Origin of the sequence: Bradyrhizobium sp. CIR18 (assembly GCF_014198295.1) — a bacterium.
GTDB lineage: Bacteria > Pseudomonadota > Alphaproteobacteria > Rhizobiales > Xanthobacteraceae > Bradyrhizobium.
In genome coordinates this window covers 128,660-151,125 of the sequence record NZ_JACIHF010000003.1, presented here as the reverse complement: position 1 = coordinate 151,125, position 22,466 = coordinate 128,660, and the positions used below count along the sequence as shown (strand labels likewise).

Sequence of the window (22,466 nt, the reverse complement as noted above, 5' to 3'; positions counted from 1 at the left end):
CCGTACAGCTGGGCACCGCCTGACCGATTGGGCGACCGCTGCTTTTGACCCAATGCAGACAGGCTCCCCTTCGACGGCAGCGAAGCCTCGCCAAAGTCCCTCTCGTCGCGGACGCTAAGTTGACCGCAGGGTCCGAGGTCAGATCGATCGTTGGCTGGTAAACCCTTCTACCAGAGTCTCCGGCGAGATTTTGATCCGCCGTGTTGCATCGGCGGTCAGCCAGTTCATCGCAGAGGGTCCAACCCATAGCGATCGGTCTGGGCTGCTTGGATTGGCGGATCTGTTTGGTCCAGCCGGGGCTTCCGGAATCCCAGGATTGCGCCAGCGGACGACGGAGTTGACGCAGGTTTTCTTGATCCAACGACGCAGCAAATTGTAACGGCGCTCGACGTTCGCCGCGGTCTTCTCGCTTGCCTGATCAGTCGCGATCGCAAATCGGCCTTGTGTGATCACCGTGCCGGTGATTACGCACCTTATGAATTGAATTGTGGCATGCTCAGCTCTGCAATACCAATCGTTGCACGATGGGATGAATTCGGCCGGTAGCTTTGGCAGGTCCTCGGGGGACCAGATGATGCAGTGGTAACCGACAGAAGCGATATTTCGAGTTGTGGGAGGCGCGGCCGACTTCCACCGCGGACCATCGACGAGAAGAACCACGGGGTCGCGTAACACCTCCGACATCAGCACAGCCTCGTCGTCCGGACCCATCACAATCGAACGTCGCTTCTCACACAGCCCCCTAGTTCCACCATAGCCCGCCCTGCAAGGACGTAGTGTTGCTACTTCCTTTTTGCGGCGCATGAGTCCGGGGCCTGGCCCTTTTCGTCCGCGTTCGACGCTTGGCTCGACGCCAGCTCTCAGGGCATGGCGGGCTAGATTTGCTCATACCAAGTTTCTTCGCAGTTCGGCGGGCATGGGTCGGCGTCCAGCTCAAAATTTCCAGGAACCATTTCCGTTCCGAACCATCCAATGGGTGCGCGGCAATCACCGACAGGCCTCCGGACGGCAACGCGCACGGCGGCCATTGCACGGGATATGCTGGCTGCAATGCCTCAGGAAACCGATGTAAGGAGGTGCCCATGGCAAGGCTTCGTTCGACTTCCATCAGCAGACGAAGTGTGGTCGCAGGACTGGCGCTGACAGCCGCCCCCGTGGCTTTGGCTGGAGCCAATCAAGCGCGTGCGCAGGCCCAGCAAACCACTCCGGATCAAAGCCTGTATGAACGACTTGGCGGCGTCTTCGCCATTGCAGCGGTCGTGGATCACTTCAGCGACGCTGTCGTAAAGAACGCCATCGTCGGTCAGAAGTCAAAAAATCCGCAGTTGAGGGAATGGCACACCAAAAATCTGAAACGCTTGCCTGGTCTCAAGTTCATGCGAACACTTTGGGTCTGTGACGTTTCGGGTGGGCCGTTCCAGTTCAAAGCCACCAGGCCGGGGACGACGCCCCTTGGCCTTGAGGAGGCGCACCGGGGCTTGCGGATCTCCCCGGCGGAATTCGACGAGGTCGCCGCTGAACTCGGACGGACACTTGACTTCGCCAAGGTCCCGAAGCGCGAGAAGACCGAAGTACTAGCTGCGTTCGCCAGCCACAAAGATGAGGTGACCGCCGGTTACGTATCGAGAGCCAAGCGCGGTTGAAGCATCCCGTGGTGCCGAACGACGAATTGCGACCTCACGCATAGGCGACCCAGCCGCGGAAGGCGAAGCCGGTATAGAACAGGGTTGGGTCCGTGAAGCCGGCCTCGCGCAAGATCACCTCGTCCTGCGCGGGCGCCAGAATCTCCAGATGGTTGGTGACGGCGTTCCGCGCGGCGGCCGCCTGCTCGGGCTCGACGCCGGATGCGGCCAGGAACGCCGAGTACCGCGACAGCCACAGCGGGCGCTCCTGCTCGCCATTGGGCGCGCTCAAATGCGCGACCACGAACGGCGCGCGCGGCTTGAGGCGGCGACGGACCTCCGAGGCGATGCGGCGCCGCTCCTCGACGCCGACGAAGTGCAGGGTCAAGAGGCAGGTGGCACCGTCGAACGGTCCCTCCGGGGCATCATCGATATAGCCTTGATGAAGGCGTGCACGGGATGCGAGCGATCCCAGGGTTTGCCCGGCCAGCGCCAGCATCGCCGCGGACGGATCGACGCCGTCGAAGCGCCAGCCGGGATGCGCCTGCGCAAACGCTTTGAGCTCCAGGCCGCCACCGGCGCCGAGGACGAGCACCCGCCCATCGCTTGGGACGCTTTCGGCGAGCAGAATCGCCGTCATGGACTGCATGGCGTCATAGCCCGGCACGAAGCGCCGCGGCCCCTCGGTGTATCTCGCCACGAATTGCGGATCGGAGAATGCGGCTTGCATGTCGGTCATGATGTTGTCCCCGTGAATGGCGCCGTTCACGCGCGATGCGCGCTGATGTCGTGGATCTTTCGGGACCCGAGCCGCTTGCGCAGGTCCTCGCCCACCATCGCCAGCGTCACCTCGCCGAGCCGCGCCAGCAGCAGCGCCTCCGCATCGTCAAAGGCCTGATCGAGGGCGGCATTGACGGCCTGCTCGACCAGACAGCCGGGCGCCTCGGTCCGGTTGCCCATGGCCAGAAGCGGGGGATTGCCGAGCGCGGCATAGACGTCGCGCAGCGTCACCTTCGACAGGTCGCAGGCGATGGTCCAGCCGCCGCCGTGCCCCTTCTCGGAGCGCACGTAACCGATCTCCCGTAGGCCCGCCATGATGCGGCGGATCACCACCGGGTTGGTGTCCATGGCCTTGGCCAGCGTCTCGGACGTGAACGGCCCAGGCTGCTGCGCCATGTGTAGCAGCACGTGCAGAACGCCGGAGAGTCGGGAATCTCGTTTCATGTAACTTTATATGTTACATGATGGCGGCGACGTCAAGCGGGCCCCACGCAGGTCTTTCCGATCCCATAATTCGACCGCGAGCGAAGGACCCGCCGTCAGGCTTGTGCACAATCGCGCCGCGGGGCGCAGGCTGTCGACAAAGATGCAGAACGGGACGTTTTATGGTTGGCGAGTCGTCGCGGCGAGCTTTGGTCTCGCTGTTCTCGGCCTTGGTTTCGGCTTCTATGGTCCGCCGATCTTCCTGAACGCGGTTTGTGAAGCCAGGGGTTGGCCGCTGGCGTTGGTCTCGATGGCCGTCACCGTGCACTTCCTGACTGGATCTATCGTGACCGCCAATCTGCCGGCGCTTTATCGGCGCTTCGGCATTGCGGCCGTGACGAAGGCCGGCGCTCTCTCGCTGGCCGTCGGCATCTCGGGATGGGCGAGCGCGACAACGCCGTGGCAGCTGTTCGGCGCGACGCTGCTGAGCGGCGCGGGCTGGGTGACGATGGGCGTCGCCGCCGTCAACGCCATCGTGTCACCCTGGTTCGTCCGCCGCCGCCCTGCGGCGCTCGCCGTCGCGTATAACGGCGCGAACGTCGGAGGGATCATCTTTCCGCCGCTCTGGGCCGCGGCTATTGCAATGTACGGCTTCGCCATCGCAGCGGCCGTCCTCGGCGTGATCATGGTCATCCTGGTGTGGATGCTCGCAAGCACCGTGCTGTCACGCACGCCTGCGCAGATCGGATTGCTGCCGGACGGAGCGGAGCCAGCCGCGGCGACCGGGCCTGCGGACGCTGCGCGGCGGCTGCCGGGATCGTTGATCTGGCGAGACCGTAAATTCTTGACGCTCGCGGCCGGCATGAGCCTTGGGCTGTTTGCGCAGATCGGTCTGACCGCGCACCTGTTCTCGCTGCTGCTGCCTGCGCTCGGCACGCAATGGGCCGGACTGGTGGTCGGGTTGATCGGCGCTATGGCGATCATGGGTCGAACGCTGCTGGGCTGGCTCATGCCGGAGCGCACCGACCGGCGGCTGATTGCCTGCGCCAGCTACACGGTTCAAATCATGGGCTCGATGATCTTCATCGCCGCGGCTGGAACGAACGTTCCGCTGTTGATTCTTGGCGTCGTCCTGTTCGGTCTCGGATTCGGCAACGGCACGTTCCTGCCGCCGTTGATCGCCCAGGTCGAATTTGCACCAGCGGACGTACCGCGTGTCGTCGCGCTGATCGTTGCGATGTCGCAAGGCGCTTATTCATTCGCGCCGGCGGTCTTTGGCTTGATCCGCGAATGGTTTTCGGCCGCCGCCTCTGGTGCCGCGCCAGGCTTCTATGTTGCCGCGGCGTTGGTGCAGGGATTGGCGATCTACGCTTTCTGGACGGGGCGCCGTGCTGAAGCCGTCAGGGCCGACACGCAACACCGGGCGCGCCGATGATGTCATCCTGCTCCTGTTTTGCCCGACGGATCAATGATCGTCTCGTAAAATCAGGAATTCTCGCCGCGAATTCCGAAAGGATCATGCTCTCTTGCCGCGTCCTATGCTGTTGATTTTGCTGTCCCCGGCTACTGTGCATGGGGTTGTTTTCGCACATTTCTGTCCTGCGATCAGGAGGCCGGGATAGACCATGCTGATTTGTCACGGTGACGCCGCCGCGCGCGGGGACAACAATCGGCCAGGGCGACCGTCTGGACTTTTCGTCCTCACCTCGCACGGCCCCGTTTTCATCAGTCCATTTTTCGGAGGCGCATCATGCAGGTTTATAATGTGGTCAGGTTCAAGGTGAAACCGGGTGAGGAAGCCGCCTTCCTCGACGCGCATCGGAACGGCAAGGCCAAATGGCCGGGGCTGGAGCACGGCGTCATCATCAAGACCGGCGAGCAGACCTTTTGCCTCATCGGCACATGGGCCAGTCAGGACGCGTTGGTCGCGGCGCGACCCGCGATGATCAAGACGCTCGACAGTTTCCGGTCCGTGCTCGAGGACCAGGGCAATGGACGCGGCGTGACGGACGCGGTGTCGGGGCCGGTGGTGCTCGATCTCTAGCAACGCTGCGGCGCGCGTTCACTTCATCACCCGCAGCCCCTTGGTCGTGAACCGCTGGGTCTTGCCGCCCGGCCGCACCGGTCGCCGCGTGCCGGCGGCTTTACCGGTGCCGGGGGGCTGGTGCGCGGGCACGAGCTGATGCGGCTGCGAGCCGATCAGATCGCGGCGGCCCATCTCGATCAAGGCCTCGCGCAGCACCGGCCAATTGTCGGGATCGTGGTAGCGCAGGAACGCCTTGTGCAGGCGGCGCTGGCGCAGGCCCTTGATCGCCTCGACCTTGTCGCTGCCGCCGTGGCGGACGCCGCGCAGCGGATTGACGCCGGTGTGGTACATCGCGGTCGCGGTCGCCATCGGCGAGGGCAGGAAGGTCTGCACCTGATCGGCGCGATAGCGGTTCTTCTTGAGCCACAGCGCGAGGTTCATCATGTCCTCGTCGGTCGTGCCCGGATGCGCCGCGATGAAATACGGGATCAGGTAATATTTCTTGCCCGCCCGTTCGGCCGCTTCGTCGAACATCCGCTTGAACTTGTTGTAGGCGCCGATGCCCGGCTTCATCATCTTGTCGAGCGGACCGCGCTCGGTATGCTCGGGGGCGATCTTCAAGTATCCGCCGACGTGATGGGTGACGAGCTCCTTGATGTATTCGGGGCTCTCGACCGCGAGGTCGTAGCGCACGCCGGAGGCGACCATCACCTTCTTGATGCCGCGGGTCTCGCGCACCTTGCGATAGAGGCGGATCAGGTCGTCATGCGAGGTGTTGAGGTTCGGGCAGATCTCGGGGAAGACGCAGGACGGCCGCCGGCACGCCGCCTCGACCTTCGGGTCCTTGCACGCCATCCGGTACATGTTGGCGGTGGGGCCGCCGATGTCTGAGATCACGCCGGTGAAGCCCGGCGTCTTGTCGCGGATCTTTTCGATCTCGCGCAGGATCGAGCCTTCCGAGCGGTTCTGGATGATGCGGCCTTCGTGCTCGGTGATCGAGCAGAAGGTGCAGCCGCCAAAGCAGCCGCGCATGATCGTCACCGAAAACTTGATCATGTCCCAGGCCGGGATTTTTGCTTCGCCGTAGGACGGATGCGGCGCGCGCGCGTAGGGCAGGTCGTAGACCGCGTCCATCTCGTCGCTGGTCAGCGGGATCGGCGGCGGGTTGAGCCAGAGATCGCGATCGCCATGACGCTGCACCAGCGGCCGCGCATTGCCGGGATTGCTCTCCCGGTGCAGCACGCGCGATGCGCGGGCATAAGCTTCCTTGTCCTGCTCGACCTGCTCCAGCGCCGGCAGGCGGATCACGGTCGCACCCTTCTGGCGCGTCGCGCCCTCGTCGGCGGAATCGAGATCGTCGGCGTGCAGCTCGGTGTAGTCCTCGGGGACCTTGCGGAACAGCGCGACACCCCTGATGTCGTCGAGCGCGCGCGGCGCTTCGCCGGCGGCGAGCCGCTGCGCCACCTCGACGACGGCCCGCTCGGCATTGCCGTAGAGCAGCAGGTCGGCCTTGGCGTCGGCCAGCACCGAGCGGCGCACCTTGTCCGACCAGTAATCGTAATGCGCGATCCGGCGCAGCGAGGCCTCGATGCCGCCGAGCACGATCGGCACGTCCTTGAACGCCTCGCGGCAGCGCTGGGCGTAGACGACGGTGCAGCGGTCCGGCCGCTTGCCGCCTTCGCCGCCGGCCGTATAGGCATCGTCGCTGCGCAGGCGCCGGTCCGCGGTGTAGCGGTTCACCATGGAGTCCATGTTGCCGCCGGTGACGCCGAAGAACACTTTTGGCTTGCCTAATGCCTTGAACGGCTCGGCCGAGTGCCAGTCCGGCTGCGAGATGATGCCGACCCGAAAGCCCTGCGCCTCCAGCAGCCGGCCGATGATCGCCATGCCGAAGCTCGGATGGTCGACATAGGCGTCCCCGGTCACCAGCACGATGTCGCAGGCGTCCCAGCCGAGCGCGTCCATCTCGGCGCGGCTCATCGGGAGGAACGGTGCCGGCTTGCGCGGCTGCGCTCGGGCCATCAGCGGCTTTGCGGCGGTGATCATCTGGGTATCCATGGCGCCAAGGGATAAGTCCCCACGCCTCCGAATTCAACCGACGGGCGCGTGAAAGTTGAGGTTCCCGGGCCGCAGCCGGGGCGTCGTCAGGGTTCTCACCGCGGCCGACATCGGATATCCGGTTGCTCCATGGGCAAGGAAACCTCCGACGGCGGTCATGATGCGGTGGCCGGAATATCGCCGTCCACGAATGTCTGGCTCGGCGTGATTGCGCTGGTCGGCTTCATCCTGGTGGCGACCGCGCAGGCCTCCAATCAGATTCTGGCGCGCGGGCTCGCGGGCTCCGTCCCGCCCTTCGCGCTCGCCTTCTTCCGCTGGAGCATCGTCGCAATCGGGCTCGCGCCGATCGCGCTCAAGGAGATCCAGGGCGGCCGCGTGCCTCTCGGCCGAAACGTCTGGCCGATCCTCGCCGCCGGCTTCATGGGCATGTTCCTGTGCGGCGGTCCGGTCTATGCCGCGGGCGTCTCGACGACGGCGATCCACATCGCGCTGATCATGGCGCTGTCGCCGATCACGGTGCTGCTGATTTCCGCCTTGCGCGGCATGGAGCATGTCGGCCCGCTGCAATGGCTCGGCACCGCGCTGGCGCTCGCAGGCGCGCTGCTCATCATCTCCGGCGGCCATCCGCAGGCGCTGATCGAACTTCAGACTGCGGCGGGCGACGGCCTCGTCGTGATCGCGATGCTCGGCTGGTCCGGCTACACGCTGCTGCAATCGCGCGCCGCGCCGAAGGCGTCGCTGCTGGCACGCATCAGCCTGTTCTCGGGCGCCGGCGCCCTGTTCTCGCTGCCGCTCGCGGCCATGGAGATGTGGGCGACGCCGGGGGAGGTCTTCAGCACCAAGGCGCTGTCGGCCTATGTCTTCGCCGGGATCGTTCCCGGCCTGCTCGCCTATGCCGGCTTTGCCTGGCTCGGCGGCAAGTTCGGCTCGGTGCGGACCTCGCTCGTGCTCTATCTCGGGCCGATCGCCAGCGCGCTGCTGTCTTTCGCCATCCTCGGCGAACCGCCGCAGCTGATCCATCTTTTCGGTGGTTTGCTGATTTTGAGCGGCGTCTGGGCCAGTTTGCGCCGCTAGTTCCATCCGCATGGGTCCGGGTTCACCCGCAGGAACCATCGGCCTTCGCGGACATTCTGATGAGGGGTTGCCGCGAGCCCGGCTCGCGCGCACTCGCGATGTTCGCCTCTGGCGATGGGGGAGCTGTGAGTACAGTCATAGAGAACCTGCTGTTGCGAAAGCAGAAGCTCGTGGAGCAGCTCGAAAAGGCGCCATCGGTCGAGGACCGCGACAGGATCGAGCACCAGCTCGAGCAGATCAATACCGCGCTGGATTTTCTGGACAGGCCGGGACCGAGGGAAGGGCGCTAGAGGCGCTTATTCCACCTTCAGCGCCTCCACCTTCAAGGCCTCCACCTTCAAGGCCTTGGCGTAGACCACGCCCGAATTGGTAATATGCGTGGTCATCAATTCTTCGAAGGCGGCGAACGCGCCGCGCGCGAACAAATCGAGCAGCCTGCGATGCTCGTCGAACGAGGTGCGGGTGCGCACGTCGATCGGCGAGGTCAGATTGGTGCGGAGCGCGGCGACGCGGCCGGAGACCAGCTGATAGGACTCGGCGAGGTAGCGGTTGCCGCAATGGGTGAACAGCGCCTCGTGAAACGCGGCATCGGCGCGGCCATAGGCGATGTTGTCCTTTGCCGTAACCGCCGGCTCCATTGCCGCGATGGCCTCGCCCATTGCGGCGGTTGCACCGTCACGATCGTGACGATAGGCGAGCTCGGCGGCCTTGGGTTCGAGCGCGATGCGGAAGGTGCAGAGCGCGTTGATGTCGTCCGCGCTCGGCGTGAAGACAAAGCTGCCGACCTGCGGGCGGATCACCACGAGGCCTTGCGCCTGCAGCTGGCCCATCGCCTCGCGCACCGGCGTGCGGCTGACGCCGAAGGAATTGGCCACCATCTCCTCGGAGATGGCAGCGCCGAGCGCGAACTCGCCGTCGATGATCGCCTGTCGCAGCCGCTGCATCACCCGCTGCGACAGCGATTTCGGCGTATCGAGCTTGAGCGAGCGCATTGGCGTTTCTCAGACCACCTTGCCGGGATTGAGCAGATGGTCGGGATCGAGCGCCGCTTTCAGCGTCCGCATCAGCGCGATCTCGGCGTCGCTCCTGGCGTGGCCCAGCCATTTCTTCTTCAGCGTGCCGATGCCGTGCTCGGCCGAGATGCTGCCGCCGAGCTCGCGGACCAGACCATAGATGATCGTGTCCATCTCTTCCTTCGGCTGCTGCTCGACGGACAGGCCGGTGACCCAGGAGACCAGATGCAGATTGCCGTCGCCGATATGGCCGTAATAGACGCTCTCGCAGCCCGCGATGCCGGAAGCAAGCGCCGCCTTGCAGCGCGTGACGAACTCGTCCATCCGCGCAACCGCAAGGCCGATGTCGTAGGAGATATGCGGGCCCAGCACCTGGCCGAACTCGGCGCAGATGTCGCGCACCCGCCAGAAGGCCTGCGTCTGCGCCAGCGATTGCGCCACCGCCGCATCGGCCAGCAGCCCGCGCTCCATCAGCTCTTCGAGCCAGGCCTGGAAGCGCGGCGCGTCCAGGCTCTCGTCGGTGCCTTGTGCTTCCACCAGCACATAGAGGCCGTGACCTGCGGCGACCGGCGGCTTCACGCCGGCGCGAGTCGTGATCACGTCCCAATAGTCCGGCCACATCACCTCGAACGCCGACAGCAGCGGCCCGAGCCCGCTGCGCGCCGCATCGAGCAGCGCGATCACCGCGGCGTAATCCTTCAGCGCGCAGAGCGCCGCCATGGTCGAGCGCGGCTTCGGGAACAGTCTTAGCACCACGCGGGTGATGATGCCGAGCGTGCCTTCCGAGCCGATGAACAGATGCTTCAGATCGTAGCCGGCATTGTTCTTCATCAGCTTGTTGAGGCTAGTGATGATGGTGCCGTCGGGCAGCACGACTTCGAGACCGAGCACCAGCTCGCGCGTCATGCCGTAGCGGATCACGCGGTTGCCGCCGGCATTGGTCGAGAGGTTGCCGCCGATGGCGCAGGAGCCGCGCGAGCCGAGATCGAGCGGAAAGAAGAAGCCGGCTTCGTCCGCGGCCTTCTGGATCGTTTCCAGCGGCGTGCCTGCTTTCACCGTCATCGTCGCGGAAGCGCGGTCGATCTCCTCGATGCCGCTCATGCGCTCGAGCGAGATCGCGACCCAGCCGGCTTCGGGCGAAGCGCCGCGGCACAGCCCGGTCAGTCCGCCCTGCGGCACGAACGGCAGCTGCGCCTGCCGGCAGGTCGCAATCGCATCGGCCACGCCCTGCGCATCGATGGGACGGATCACCGCAAGCGGCGTCTGCGGCAGGCTCGCGCTCCAGTCGTTGCAATTGCGCGCCGGCACGTCGGTGCCGATCAGTACGGCGGCTGCGCCGAGCTTGTCGCGCAGGGCGCCGAGCAATTGATCGGGACGCTTCACCGGGGTCACCATGTTCATGCGAGACCTTCCTGAATCTGGCTGCGCCCATGCGCGCCGTGACGGTGGAAAGGATTTGCCTCTTTCTTGTATGTAAGGTACAAGATGGAAAGTAAAGCAAAAACAAGGCTCGGAAGCCCCCTTAAAGACCATTGGGAGATCAGGGGCTTGGTCCGAGATCGCAGCTTAGAGGGCGGTGTGATGACAGAGGCAATTCGCGGGTTCTGGGTGGCATCGGCGACGCCGCTGGCGGCCGACGGCAACGTGGACTCCGCCAAGCTGGCGGCGCACGCCAAGCAGCTGTTCGGCAAGGGGGTCGACGGCGTCGTGCTGTTCGGCACCACCGGCGAGGGCACCTCCTTCAATGTCGCCGAGCGCATCGCGACCATCGAAGCCGTGCTCAAGGCGGGCGTTGCGCCGGAGCGCATCGGCATCGGCGGCGGCTTCCCCGCCATCACCGACGGCATCGCGCTGACGCGCGCCGCGCTCGGCCTCGGCCTGCGCCACGTGCTGGTGCTGCCGCCTTACTTCGATCGCAGCGTCACGGCCGAAGGCATCGAGGATGCCTTTGCCGCGATCATCGACGGCGTCGCCGACGATCGGCTGCGCGCCTATCTCTATCACATCCCGCAGACGTCGGGCGTTGCGATCCCAACCGCCGTCGCCGCGAACTTGCGCAAGCGTTACGGCAAGGTGATTGCCGGCCTGAAGGACTCCAGCGGCGACTTCAAGCAGTTCCAGGCGTTCCGTGCCGCGGCTCCCGAGCTCGCCATCACCGTCGGCAATGAAGCCGATATCACCCGAGCGATCGCCGCCGGCGGTGCCGGCACCATCTGCGGCATGGCCAATGTCGTGCCCGAGCTGGTCAAAGGCATGGTCGAGGGCAAGGATGTCGAAGCGCGCATGCAGGCTGCGATCGACGTCGTGCTCAAGACGCCCTCGTTCACTGCGACGCTGAAAGCGATCCTGGCGGCACAGACCGGCGATGCGGCCTGGCAGCGCGTGCGCCCGCCGCTCCGCGCCTCGTCCGACGGCTCCGCGTTCAAGCGGAAGCTCGACGAGTTGACGGCTCCTGCCATCGCCTGAGATCGCACAGAATCGTGATACGCCGCGAATTCGCGTGTTGCGTGTTGCGACCGGCACGACGGCAATTGAAGATTGCCGTTCGATGTCGCTCCTTCTTAGAACGATTCAACACTAGAGCGATTCAACTCTGCCTGCGGTTCTCTTCGGGCACCGCGGCTGTTAGACGCGCCAGCTTCAATGCTGCGTCTGACCTGGAAGTGAATCGAACGTGCGTGCTCATCTGGATGGCCAGCGTGTCTGCGGCCATCGAACTCATGCCGGCAAGAGCCGTGCGGGTCTTCTCATCGGAGCGGCCGTGCTGCTCGCCGAATGCCCCTCCAACATGACGACCGCGCAGGCGCAATCGGCCCTGCCCCCGGTGACGGTGGAGGCGCCGGCGCAGCGGCCGAAGCCGGTGCGTGCATCGGATCAGACGTCACGCCGCACGCAGGCCGCCGCGCGCCAGCGCAATCGTAACCCTGCGCCGGCCGCACCGACACTCTCGGAGCGCGCGGCCGCGGACGCGGCCGCGCAGCAGGCCGTCAAGCTCGGCTATCGCGCGATGCCGAGCGCGACCACGTTGCGCAGCGGCGCCTCGCCGCTCAATACGTCGCAAGCCGTCAACGTCGTGCCCGAGCAGGTGCTCAAGGACCAGCTCCCGCGCAACATCGACGATGCGCTCATCAACGTCTCCGGCGTCACCCAGACCAACACGCTTGCCGGCAGCCAGGACGCGGTGATCCGGCGCGGCTTCGGCGATAATCGCGACGGCTCGATCATGCGCAACGGCATGCCGCTGGTGCAGGGCCGCAGCCTCAATGCCGCCGTCGAAAGTGTCGAGGTGCTGAAGGGACCAGCCTCGCTGCTCTACGGCATCATGGACCCCGGCGGCATCGTCAATACCATCAGCAAGCGCCCCGAGCTCTACCAGCACGGCTCGGTCACGCTGCTCGGCTCGGCCTTCAACGCCTCCAAGACCGGCGCCGACGGCCTGCTCGACGTCACCGGCCCGATCGGCGACCAAGGTCTCGCCTATCGATTTATCGGCTACGGTGTCAGCGAGGACTATTGGCGCAATTTCGGTCGCCACCGCGAGATGTTGATCGCGCCGTCACTGGCCTGGTACGGCCAGGACACCACGGTCCAGCTCAACTACGAGCATCGCGAGTTCATCTACCCGTTCGATCGCGGCACGGCGTTCAACCCGGTGACCAAGGCGCCGCTCGCGGTGCCCGCCACGCGCCGGTTAGATGAGCCCTTCAACAACACGTGGGGTACGTCCGACCTGATGCAGGCCTCGGTCGAGCATCGCTTCAACCAGGACTGGAAGCTCTACGCTGGCTACAGCTACAACACCGAGACCTTCAGCGCCAACCAGCTCCGTATCACCGGTATTGACTTCACGACCGGCAGGGAGACGCGCAGCAACGATGGCACGGGAAGCTCGCTCAGCAACGTCAGCTACGGAACGTCGTATATTTCCGGCAGCTTCTGGCTCGGCGACATGCGCAATGACGTCGTGTTCGGCGGCGATGGTCAGTATCGCACCATCTACCGCGACACCCTGATTCGGCAGACGACGCCCGCCTTCAATGTCTACAATCCCGTCTATGGGCTGATCGGGCCCGGGACGACGGCGTCGAACAGCGATAGCGCCCAGACCGACAAGCTCGGCCAGTGGTCTCTGTTTGTCCAGGACACGCTGCATCTGACCGAGCGCTTCGCGCTGGTCGGCGGCGCGCGCTACATGGACTATGAGCAGATCGCCGGCCGCGGGAAGCCCTTCAACACCAATACCAATGTGTCACAGGACAAGGTACTTCCGCTCGGCGGCGCCATCTTCAAGCTGACCGACCAGATCTCGCTCTATGCGAGCTACACCCAGTCCTTGAAGCCGAACTCGACCATTGCGCCGATCGGCGTGGTGATCGATTCCAACATCGCTCCGGAAGAGGGCGTGTCATACGAGGCCGGCGTCAAATTCGATCTGAACAAGCGCATCTCCGGTACGCTGGCGCTCTACGATCTCGACAAGAAGAACGTGCAGACGACGAAGACGAACAGCGCGGGCAACGTGGAGCTCCACACCGTCGGCCGGGCTCACTCGCGCGGCGTCGAGCTGGACGTCACCGGCAGGCTCACCGATAGCTGGGCCCTGATCGGCAGTTATGGCTATACTGATGCCCGCGTGACGGCGTCCGAGGATGCGACGCTGCTCGGCAGGAAGTTGCAGAACGTCGCGCTGAACACCGCATCGCTCTATCTGGTGTATGACTTCGGCACCGCATTGCCCGGTCAGCTCCGCCTCGGCGGCGGTGCGCGCTATGTCGGCGACCGTCCCGGCGATTCCACCAACACCTTCTTCTTGCCGTCCTATGTGGTCGCCGACATTTTTGCGACCTATGAGACGAGATACCAGAACACGCCGGTGATCTATCAGTTCAACGTCAAGAACCTGTTCGACACCGTCTACTATCCCTCAGCCGTCAACAATCTCAACGTCGCGATCGGCGATGCGCGGCGCGTCTCGCTGTCGGCCACGGTGAAGTTCTAGCCATGGCCGCGCGGCTCGGACACACCATCAAGGCGGTCCTGTTCCAGGTCCATTCCATCGCGGGCCTGGTCCTTGCGCTGCTGGTGTCCCTGATCGCGCTGACCGGCGCGATCATGAGTTTCGAGGACGAGATCGTCGATCATCTCAACGCCGGCATCATGCAGGTCGCACCGCGTCAGGCACCGGCGTTAATGCCTGATGCGCTGGTTGCGCGGCTGAAGGCCTCGCAGGACCTCGGCAAGGTCGCCGCCGTCACACTGTCGAGCGATCCGTCTGCGGCGGTTCATGTCCGCTTTGCGCGTGACGACCGGGGCGACCGGCCGACTTCGCTCTATGTCGATCCCTATGACGCTAGCGTGCTCGGCGCGCCGCGCGGCGAAGCGTTTTTCGCGACCGTGCGCCGGCTGCATCGCTGGCTGCTCATTCCGGGCGACGGCAAGGGTTGGGGACGTCCGATCACCGGCACGATCGCGCTCGGCCTGATCGTCATGCTGGTCACGGGCCTCGTGCTGCGTTGGCCACGTCGTGCAGGCAGCGTAAAGATGTGGCTGAAGCCGAATCTTGGGCTCGGTGGCCGCGCTCTGCACCGGTCGTTGCACACCGTGATCGGCACCTGGGTCCTTCCGGTCTATCTGACGATGACCCTCACCGGCCTGTATTTCTCCTTCGAATGGTACAAGGACGGCGTGACCTGGCTGCTCGCGCGTCCGCACGTCACAGCAGCGAAAATGCCCACAAAGCTGCCGCGTGCGGCCAATTCCGAACCGGCGCCGCCGATCGGATTCGATCCGGCCTGGGTGACGTTCCAGCGTGAGGAGGGCGATCGGTTCTCGAAGGCCTTGCTGACGCTGCCGGCTGGTCCCGGCACGACAATACGGATCCGGTCGTGGGGGAAAGCCTCGTTGCTGGAAACCACGCGCGACGAATTCCGCATCGACGCCGTCACCGGGCAGTTGGTCTCAGCGGAGCGCTTTGCTGACAAGACGTTCGGCGAAAAGATCATCGCGGCCATCTACGACATCCATCGCGGCGAGATCCTGGGCTGGCCGGGCAAGCTCGCGTTCATGATTGCCGCGATGTCGATGCCCTTGTTCGCGATCACCGGCATCCTGCTCTACCTGTCGCGCCGCAAGCTGCGCCGTCCGGCACAGCAGCCGCTCGGGCGGCTCGTTCCCGGCGAGTGAGCGGGCGAGGCTAGCCAACGCGCTTCTAATCGGTCAAAAGCTCATGGTCCTCTTCTCAAGGTCCGTGCCATGAAGCTTCCGACCGTCACCCCCGCCGATATCCGCCGCGCACTGCTGCTGCGCGAAGAAATCGCGCTGCTCGATCTCCGATACGAGGCAGGTTTTGCGACCGGACATCCGTTGTTCGCAGCCAACATGGCCGTGGATCGGATCGCGATCGAGGCCGAGGTGCGGCTGCCGCGCAAGGACGTGGCGATCGTGCTTTACGATGACGGCGAGGGGCTGGTCGCGGCCGGCGCCGAACGTCTCGCCGCGCTCGGCTACACCCGTATCAGCGCGCTCGATGGCGGCCTGAAGGCCTGGCGCGAGGCGGGCTATCAGGTCTTCGAGGACGTCAATTCCTATTCGAAAGCGTTCGGCGAACTGGTCGAGTCGCGCAAGCACACGCCCTCGTTCAGCGCCGACGAGGTGGCAAAACTCATCGCGGACAAGGCCAACATCGCCATCCTCGACGTCCGCCGTTTCGACGAATATGCCACCATGAACATTCCGGGCTCGGTCAGCGTGCCCGGCGCGGAGTTGGTGCTGCGGGCGGGGCAGGCTGCGCCCGACCCTGAAACCACCATCATCGTCAATTGCGCGGGCCGCACCCGCTCGATCATCGGCACGCAGTCGCTGATCAATGCCGGCGTGCCCAACAAGGTGCGGGCGCTGCGCAACGGCACCATCGGCTGGACGCTGGCGCGGCACACGCTCGATCACGGTGCGGACAGGCGCGGCGCGATCGGCTCGTTCGAGAGCGGCCCGGCCAATGCGCGCGACGTCGCTTATCGAGCCGGTGTTCGCCATATCGGCGCAAGCGAGATGGCCGCGCTCGTCGCGCAGACCGATCGCACGCTCTATCGCTTCGACGTGCGCGATGCCGAGGAATATGCGGCAGGTCACCTCGCGGGCTTCCGCCATTATCCCGGCGGCCAGCTGGTCCAGGAGACCGACATGGCCGTGCCCGTGCGCGGCGCGCGCATTCTGCTGACCGACGACAGGGGTGTCCGTGCCGACATGACGGCGTCGTGGCTGGCGCAGATGGGCTGGGAGGTCTATGTGCTGGAAGGGGGCTATGACGCCGCGCTCGAAATCGGCCCGCCGCGCATGCTGCCCAAGCCCGATCCGGCCCACCGCTACCGCCGGCCCTATGAAGGCACCGATGTTGCCGAGCGCGCGATGCAGGCCTATCTCGATTGGGAATATGGGCTGGTCGAGCAACTCCGCCGCGACGGCACGCACGGGTTTTATGTGATTTGACCTTGAACGGGTGGATTATCCGTCACCCTGAGGTGGCCGCTTCTTAGCGGCCCTCGAAGGGCGACGGCCCAACTCTCTCCGCGCGGCTGCATCGGGGCCCCAGCGGTGCATTCGCACCGCAGGGCTCACGCCTCAGGATGACGGAGTGGCTGATGCGAGCATGACCATCTGCCATTTTCTCCCCGTATCCGACCCCTATTGTGCCGCGCACCGTCCGCGGTCTATGAGCTGCGACAAAGCTCATCATCTATGGAGACACCATGCCAGCCCCAGGCCAAAGCCCTGAGCGGAGTGCCAAGGCGCTGCTGCTCGAAGGCGTCAATGACAGCGCTGTCGACCTTTTCAAGAGCGCGGGCTTCACCAATGTCGAGCGGCTGACCAAGGCGCTGGACGGCGAGGATCTGCGGCGCGCTCTCAAGGGCGTATCGCTGCTCGGCATCCGCTCGCGCACCCAGATCACCGATGATGTGCTCGGAGCCGCCGATCAGCTTCTCGCCGTCGGCTGCTTCAGCGTCGGCACCAACCAGGTCGATCTCATGGCGGCGCGCAAGCGGGGCATTCCCGTCTTCAACGCGCCGTTCTCCAACACGCGCAGCGTCGCCGAGCTCGTGATCGGCGAGATCGTGATGCTGCTGCGGCGGATTTTTCCGCGCTCGGTGTCGGCGCATGACGGCGGCTGGGACAAGTCCGCGACCGGCAGCCGCGAGGTGCGCGGCCGCACGCTCGGCATCGTCGGCTACGGCAATATCGGCTCGCAGCTGTCGACGCTCGCCGAAGCCATCGGCATGCGCGTGATCTATTTCGATCGCACCGACAAGCTCCGCCACGGCAACACCGAGCCGGTCGAGAGGCTCGAAGAGCTCCTCGCGCAGAGCGACGTCGTCAGCCTGCACGTGCCGGAGACGCCGGAGACCGCGGGCATGATCGGCGAGAAGGAGCTGCGGGCGATGAAGCCTGGCTCGTTCCTGATCAACAACAGCCGCGGTACCGTGGTCGATCTCGACGCGCTCGCGCGCTCTTTGCGCGACGGCCATCTTGCCGGCGCGGCCGTCGACGTGTTTCCGGTCGAGCCGTCGTCGAATTCCGATCGCTTCAAGAGCCCCATTCAGGGCCTCGAGAACGTCATCCTCACCCCGCATATTGGCGGCTCGACCGAGGAGGCGCAGGAGCGCATCGGCGGCGAGGTCGCGCGCAAGCTGGTCGACTATTTCATCACGGGCTCGACCATGGGCGCGGTGAATTTCCCGGAAGTGCAGCTGCATTTGCGCCCTTCCGGCGCGCGCTTCAGCCATGTCCATCGCAACGTCCCCGGCATGCTACGGCGGCTCAACGAGGTCTTCCTCCAGCGCGACATCAACATCGCCGCGCAATACCTGGAGACATCAGGCGATCTTGGTTACGTCGTGCTCGATGCCGATCTCGCGGGGCAGGATTCCGCGGCGCTGCTCCAGCAGATCCGCGCCCTCGACGGCACGGTCGGCGCGCGGCTGGTGTTCGAGCACTAAAGCGGAGAAGCGCGCAGCGGTTTTCCGAAAAGATCATGCTTAAACAACGACCTAAAGCGCGATGACGATTCATCCTCATCGCATCGCGCTCTAGACGGCGCGGGGCCCACGTTCCGGTTGCATTTCTTCGCCAAGGCTCTCTACACTACGCCATCGACTTCGACGCGCACGTGACAAATCGCGTCGGATTTGAGCTTCAGTTGCGTGAGTGCCGCGATGGAACCGGACACCGTACTGATTGATCTCGCGCTTCAAGGGGGCGGTTCGCATGGCGCCTTCACCTGGGGCGTGCTCGATCGCCTGCTGGAAGAGAAGCGGCTTACGATCGCCGCGATCTCCGGGACGTCCGCGGGCGCGATGAACGCAGCGGTGCTGGCGGATGGGTGGACCGCCGGTGGCGCCGAGGGTGCGCGTGACGCACTCGAACGATACTGGCGGCGCGTTTCGAAGGCGGCGGCCTTCAGCCCGCTCCAGCGCTCGCCGCTCGACCGGCTGATGGGGCGCTGGACGCTCGATACCTCGCCGGCCTACATCCTGACCGACCTGATGTCGCGGGTGCTCTCTCCCTACGACCTCAATCCGACCGGCTACAATCCGCTGCATGCGGTGCTGGCTGAGAGCATCGATTTCGAGCGCCTCGCGCGCTCGCCGATCAAGCTGTTCATCACTGCGACGCGGGTGCGCACCGGGCGAGGACGCATCTTCCGCAACGCGGAGATCACGGCTGACGTGTTGCTCGCGTCGGGCTGCCTGCCAACCATGTTCCGCGCGATCGAGATCGACGGCGAACCGTATTGGGATGGCGGCTATGCCGGCAACCCGACCATCACACCGCTCATTCGCGAAAGCGACGCGCACGACACCATCCTGGTGCAGATCAATCCGACTGAAAAGCCGGAAGAGCCGCGGACGGCTGCGGAGATACTCAATCGGCTGAACGAGATTTCGTTCAACTCGCCGCTGATGAAGGAGTTGCGTATGATCGCGTTGCTGCGTCAGGCGGCCGACCCGGGAAGCGGCGAGGGCGCGCGCTGGGCGAAGATGCGGACCCACCGCGTCAAGAGCGACATGCTGGCGAAGTTCGGCGCCTCGTCCAAGCTCAACGCCGAATGGGAGTTCGTCTCGATGCTGCACGGCGAAGGACGTCGGGCGGCCGAAACGTTCCTCGACGAGCACGGCCCGGATATCGGTCGGCGCTCGACCGCCGATCTCGACATCCTGCTGTCGGAGTGCTGAGAGGTGGGGCTTCTCGGCATTCTCGTCGGGCTTGGCCTTCTCGTCCTATTCGCCTTTCGCGGCTGGAGCGTTCTCCTGCTGGCGCCGTTCTCCGCGCTCGTCGCGGCGCTGTTCGGCGGCGAGCCGCTGCTTGCGAACCTGACGCAGATCTTCATGGTGAATGCTGCTGCATTCCTGGCGCAATTCTTCCCGATCTTTCTGCTTGGCGCCGTATTCGGGAAACTGATGGACGACAGCGGGGCGGTCACGTCGGTTGCCGCCTTCATGGCGAGACGTCTCGGCCAGCGCCACGTGATCCTGGCGGTCGTGCTCGCCGGTGCGATGGTCACCTATGGCGGCGTCAGCCTGTTCGTTGCGTTCTTCGTGATCGTCCCCATGGCCCGCTCGCTGTTTCGTGCCGCCGCGATTCCGCGGCGATTGATTCCGGCCGCGATCGTGCTGGGCACGTCGACCTTCACGATGTCGGCTTTGCCGGGCACGCCATCGATCCAGAACGCGATCCCGATGCCGTTCTTCGGCACGACGCCTTTTGCCGCGCCCGGACTCGGCATCATCGCCTCCCTGATCATGGTTGGCGCGGGATTGTGGTGGTTGCGCCGCGCAGAAGCCGCGGCTCGCCGTGCGGGGGAAGGCTATGGCGAGGACATGGAGGGTGCGGCCGAACGTGCCGTCGACGACGAACTGGTCCGCGAATACGCGACCACCGCACGAGAATTCGATCCGGCCGAGATCCGGCATGGACGGCGCGGTGAAATGTCTGCTCCGGTGGTGAGTGCCATCCTGCCGCTGGCCGTCGTCGTGGCTGTCAATCTCGTGATGTCGCTGCTGGTGCTGCCGCGGCTCGATGTCTCGTATCTGAGCGAGCAGCGCTTCGGCGGCACATCGTTGGCGGCGGTCGCTGGTGTGTGGTCGGTCAGCACCGCGCTGGGTGCCGCCATCGTCACGACCATCTTCCTCAATTGGGCCCGGCTTCCCTCTCTGCGGCAGACCATGGACGCCGGTGCCAATGCATCGGTTCTGCCGGCGCTCAGCGTCGCCAGCCTCGTCGGATTCGGCGCGGTCATCGCGGCGCTACCGGCTTTCGAAACGGTGCGCGACTGGGTGCTTGCGATCGAAGGTGGCCCGTTGGTCTCGCTCGCGGTTGCGACCAATATTCTGGCCGCGCTGACCGGCTCGGCATCCGGCGGCTTGACGATCGCGCTCGACGCGCTCGGCCAGACCTATGTCGAGATCGCCGCGCGCAACGGCATCGACCTTGCGCTGATGCATCGCGTCGCGGTGATCGGTTCGGGGACGCTGGACATCCTGCCGCACAACGGTGCGGTGGTCAGCCTGCTCGCGATCTGCGGCCTGACCCATCGCGACAGCTATCTCGACATTGTGATGGTGGGCATCGTGACGTCGCTATTGGCGCTGGTGGCCGTGATCGCCTTGGGGAGCGCACTCGGATCATTCTGATGGGCGGCTCGGCGTGAGCGATTGACGGGAGGACGAAGGTTGCATTCAATGCGGCAAGCCGTCGACGCAACAAATCGAGAAAGCCGGGTGGAAACGATGACGCGAAAGAGAGCGAAGCTGTGTGCGTTGCTTGTAGGCTCGATGGCGACACTGGAAACGGGCACGGCGTCGGCGGCAACGCTGGCGGAAGACGCCGATGCGGTCTGCAAGGGTCTCGTCGGCGGGGCCGATGCCGTGAAGATCGACTCCGCAACCTTGCAGGCGCCCTCGCCGATCGCCGTTGCCGAACGCGGACCGACGCCGTCAGGGCGCGTCACGCCGGCCAATCCGGCCTTCTGCAAGGTGCTCGGTCATATCGACCCTGTCGATCCCAAGGCGCCGCCGATCAGATTCCAGGTCAACCTTCCCGTCGAATGGAACGGCCGCTCGCTGCAATATGGCGGCGGCGGTTTCAACGGCGTGCTGATCACCGGCCTTGCGCTGCCGCCGGCCTATCCCTTCGACAAGCCGTCGCCGCTGGCGCGCGGCTTCGTCACCTATGGCACCGACTCGGGTCACGAGACCAAGCAAGGCGAGCCGCCACAGGTCTTCGCGCTCAACGACGAAGCCTTCGAGAATTTTGCTCACCGCGCCTACAAGAAAGTGCGCGATGTGGCCGTTGGGTTGATGGAGCGCGCCTACGGCAAGAAGCCGGACAAGATGTATTTCATGGGTTCGTCCGAGGGCGGCCGTGAAGGCCTGACCATGGCGCAGCGTTACCCTGACGATTTCGACGGCATCTTCGCACGCGTGCCCGTGATCAACTGGGTCGGCCTGCAGCACGCCGGCACGCGTTCGGGTCTCGTCACCATGGGCGCGGGCTGGATCAATCCGGCGCAGGTGAAGCTCGTCGGCGATGCCGTGCGGGCGGCTTGCGACAAGGCCGATGGCTCCGACGATGCGCTGGTGCAGGATCCCGTCGCCTGCAAGGCGGCCTTCAAGGTCGAGACGCTGCGCTGTGAGGCCGGAAAGAGCGGCGATCAGTGCCTGACCGATGCACAGATCAAGGCGATCGATACCTTGCACGGGACCTACAAATTCCCGTTCGCGCTCGCCAACGGTCTCGACGATTATCCCGGCTGGGGCGTGTCGGGCGAGGATACGCCGGCGATCGGCCCGACCGGCGGCTGGGTGGCGTGGTGGCTCGGCACCGCGCCGCCGGCGCAGCCGCCTGCACCCAACAACGGCATCGCCTGGATCTACGGCGCCGGCGGCATCCAATATGTCTTCGCGCGCGATCCCAAGCTCGATGTCACCACCTACAAGGTTGAGGAGCACAAGGCGCGGCTGCTCGAGGTTTCGAAGCTGATGGATTCGACCGATCCCGATCTCAGCCGCTTCCGCGCCCGCGGCGGCCGTCTGATCATGCTCGAGCACATGGCCGACTACGCGCAGAGCCCCTATGCCGGCATCCGCTATTTCGAGAGCGTCGAGCGCAAGCTGGGCAAGGCCGAAACGGCAGAGTTCGCGCGGCTCTACACCGCACCCGGCGTGGATCATGTCGGCTCCGGTGCGCCGGCCAATGTCGACATGCTGAGCGTGCTGGTCGACTGGGTCGAGAAAGGCAAGGCGCCCGGCGACCTCGAAGTCAGCGAGCCGAAGATCGAGGCGCCCTCATTCGCGACGCTGCGCGCGCTGCCGCTGTGCCGCTGGCCGGCCTGGCCGCACTACAAAGCGGGACCGGTAACGGAGGCGGCAAGCTTCACCTGCGCGCCGTAAGGCGGCACAGGCCGGATGGATGACCGCG

19 protein-coding genes are annotated in these 22,466 nt (G+C 65.1%); 13 read left to right on the top strand and 6 right to left on the bottom strand.

Going from position 1 to position 22,466, the window contains the following annotated elements; translation table 11 throughout:
- Window positions 1-138: 138 nt before the first annotated feature.
- A complete protein-coding gene (locus GGD65_RS13665) occupies window positions 139-684 on the bottom strand; it encodes a hypothetical protein (protein ID WP_183235601.1) in 546 nt (181 codons plus the stop codon).
- A gap of 398 nt (window positions 685-1,082) precedes the next feature.
- Between GGD65_RS13665 and GGD65_RS13660 the strand changes: the two genes are divergently transcribed.
- The gene (locus GGD65_RS13660; RefSeq protein ID WP_179738251.1) at window positions 1,083-1,643 is read left to right on the top strand and encodes a group 1 truncated hemoglobin; all 561 of its coding nucleotides are present in this window, start codon (window positions 1,083-1,085) and stop codon (window positions 1,641-1,643) included.
- A 34-nt stretch (window positions 1,644-1,677) separates the two neighbouring features.
- Here GGD65_RS13660 and GGD65_RS13655 read toward each other — a convergent pair whose 3' ends face one another.
- The gene (locus GGD65_RS13655; RefSeq protein ID WP_179738253.1) at window positions 1,678-2,361 is read right to left on the bottom strand and encodes a class I SAM-dependent methyltransferase; all 684 of its coding nucleotides are present in this window, start codon (window positions 2,359-2,361) and stop codon (window positions 1,678-1,680) included.
- A 26-nt stretch (window positions 2,362-2,387) separates the two neighbouring features.
- Entirely contained in the window at window positions 2,388-2,846 is a 459-nt protein-coding gene (locus GGD65_RS13650; RefSeq protein ID WP_183235600.1) for an Rrf2 family transcriptional regulator, read from the bottom strand.
- A 142-nt stretch (window positions 2,847-2,988) separates the two neighbouring features.
- Between GGD65_RS13650 and GGD65_RS13645 the strand changes: the two genes are divergently transcribed.
- Window positions 2,989-4,260 carry an MFS transporter gene (locus tag GGD65_RS13645; protein ID WP_183235599.1) on the top strand — a complete coding sequence of 424 codons (1,272 nt, stop codon included), beginning with the start codon at window positions 2,989-2,991 and terminating at the stop codon, window positions 4,258-4,260.
- Between the two features lie 315 nt (window positions 4,261-4,575).
- Window positions 4,576-4,869, top strand: coding sequence for a DUF718 domain-containing protein (locus tag GGD65_RS13640; RefSeq protein WP_183235598.1), 294 nt, complete (start codon window positions 4,576-4,578; stop codon window positions 4,867-4,869).
- An 18-nt stretch (window positions 4,870-4,887) separates the two neighbouring features.
- Here the strand turns inward: GGD65_RS13640 and GGD65_RS13635 are convergent, their stop codons facing one another.
- A complete protein-coding gene (locus GGD65_RS13635; protein ID WP_183235597.1) occupies window positions 4,888-6,909 on the bottom strand; it encodes a YgiQ family radical SAM protein in 2,022 nt (673 codons plus the stop codon).
- A gap of 129 nt (window positions 6,910-7,038) precedes the next feature.
- Between GGD65_RS13635 and GGD65_RS13630 the strand changes: the two genes are divergently transcribed.
- Window positions 7,039-7,983 (top strand): DMT family transporter, encoded by a 945-nt coding sequence (locus GGD65_RS13630; RefSeq protein WP_183235596.1) that lies wholly within the window; start codon window positions 7,039-7,041, stop codon window positions 7,981-7,983.
- Between the two features lie 125 nt (window positions 7,984-8,108).
- On the top strand, window positions 8,109-8,273 hold the full coding sequence (locus GGD65_RS13625) for a hypothetical protein (protein WP_167443383.1): 165 nt from the start codon (window positions 8,109-8,111) through the stop codon (window positions 8,271-8,273).
- A 6-nt stretch (window positions 8,274-8,279) separates the two neighbouring features.
- Here the strand turns inward: GGD65_RS13625 and GGD65_RS13620 are convergent, their stop codons facing one another.
- On the bottom strand, window positions 8,280-8,975 hold the full coding sequence (locus GGD65_RS13620) for a GntR family transcriptional regulator (RefSeq protein WP_183235595.1): 696 nt from the start codon (window positions 8,973-8,975) through the stop codon (window positions 8,280-8,282).
- A 9-nt stretch (window positions 8,976-8,984) separates the two neighbouring features.
- Complete coding sequence (locus GGD65_RS13615) at window positions 8,985-10,397, bottom strand: FAD-binding oxidoreductase (protein WP_183235594.1); 1,413 nt, start codon at window positions 10,395-10,397, stop codon at window positions 8,985-8,987.
- Window positions 10,398-10,577: 180 nt separating this feature from the next.
- Here GGD65_RS13615 and GGD65_RS13610 point away from each other — a divergent pair, with 180 nt between their 5' ends.
- The 8 genes from GGD65_RS13610 to GGD65_RS13575 all read left to right on the top strand — a co-directional run bounded on the left by GGD65_RS13610 (window position 10,578) and on the right by GGD65_RS13575 (window position 22,438).
- On the top strand, window positions 10,578-11,462 hold the full coding sequence (locus tag GGD65_RS13610; protein WP_179738267.1) for a dihydrodipicolinate synthase family protein: 885 nt from the start codon (window positions 10,578-10,580) through the stop codon (window positions 11,460-11,462).
- A gap of 208 nt (window positions 11,463-11,670) precedes the next feature.
- Window positions 11,671-13,995 (top strand): TonB-dependent siderophore receptor, encoded by a 2,325-nt coding sequence (locus GGD65_RS13605; RefSeq protein WP_183235593.1) that lies wholly within the window; start codon window positions 11,671-11,673, stop codon window positions 13,993-13,995.
- Between the two features lie 2 nt (window positions 13,996-13,997).
- Window positions 13,998-15,179 carry a PepSY domain-containing protein gene (locus GGD65_RS13600; protein ID WP_183235592.1) on the top strand — a complete coding sequence of 394 codons (1,182 nt, stop codon included), beginning with the start codon at window positions 13,998-14,000 and terminating at the stop codon, window positions 15,177-15,179.
- A gap of 69 nt (window positions 15,180-15,248) precedes the next feature.
- Complete coding sequence (locus tag GGD65_RS13595) at window positions 15,249-16,481, top strand: rhodanese-like domain-containing protein (RefSeq protein WP_183235591.1); 1,233 nt, start codon at window positions 15,249-15,251, stop codon at window positions 16,479-16,481.
- Window positions 16,482-16,741: 260 nt separating this feature from the next.
- On the top strand, window positions 16,742-17,986 hold the full coding sequence (gene serA / locus GGD65_RS13590; protein ID WP_183235590.1) for a phosphoglycerate dehydrogenase: 1,245 nt from the start codon (window positions 16,742-16,744) through the stop codon (window positions 17,984-17,986).
- A 216-nt stretch (window positions 17,987-18,202) separates the two neighbouring features.
- Window positions 18,203-19,222, top strand: coding sequence for a patatin-like phospholipase family protein (locus GGD65_RS13585; RefSeq protein WP_183235589.1), 1,020 nt, complete (start codon window positions 18,203-18,205; stop codon window positions 19,220-19,222).
- A 3-nt stretch (window positions 19,223-19,225) separates the two neighbouring features.
- On the top strand, window positions 19,226-20,680 hold the full coding sequence (locus GGD65_RS13580; protein WP_183235588.1) for a GntP family permease: 1,455 nt from the start codon (window positions 19,226-19,228) through the stop codon (window positions 20,678-20,680).
- Between the two features lie 96 nt (window positions 20,681-20,776).
- Complete coding sequence (locus GGD65_RS13575; RefSeq protein ID WP_183235587.1) at window positions 20,777-22,438, top strand: tannase/feruloyl esterase family alpha/beta hydrolase; 1,662 nt, start codon at window positions 20,777-20,779, stop codon at window positions 22,436-22,438.
- Window positions 22,439-22,466 lie beyond the last annotated feature (28 nt).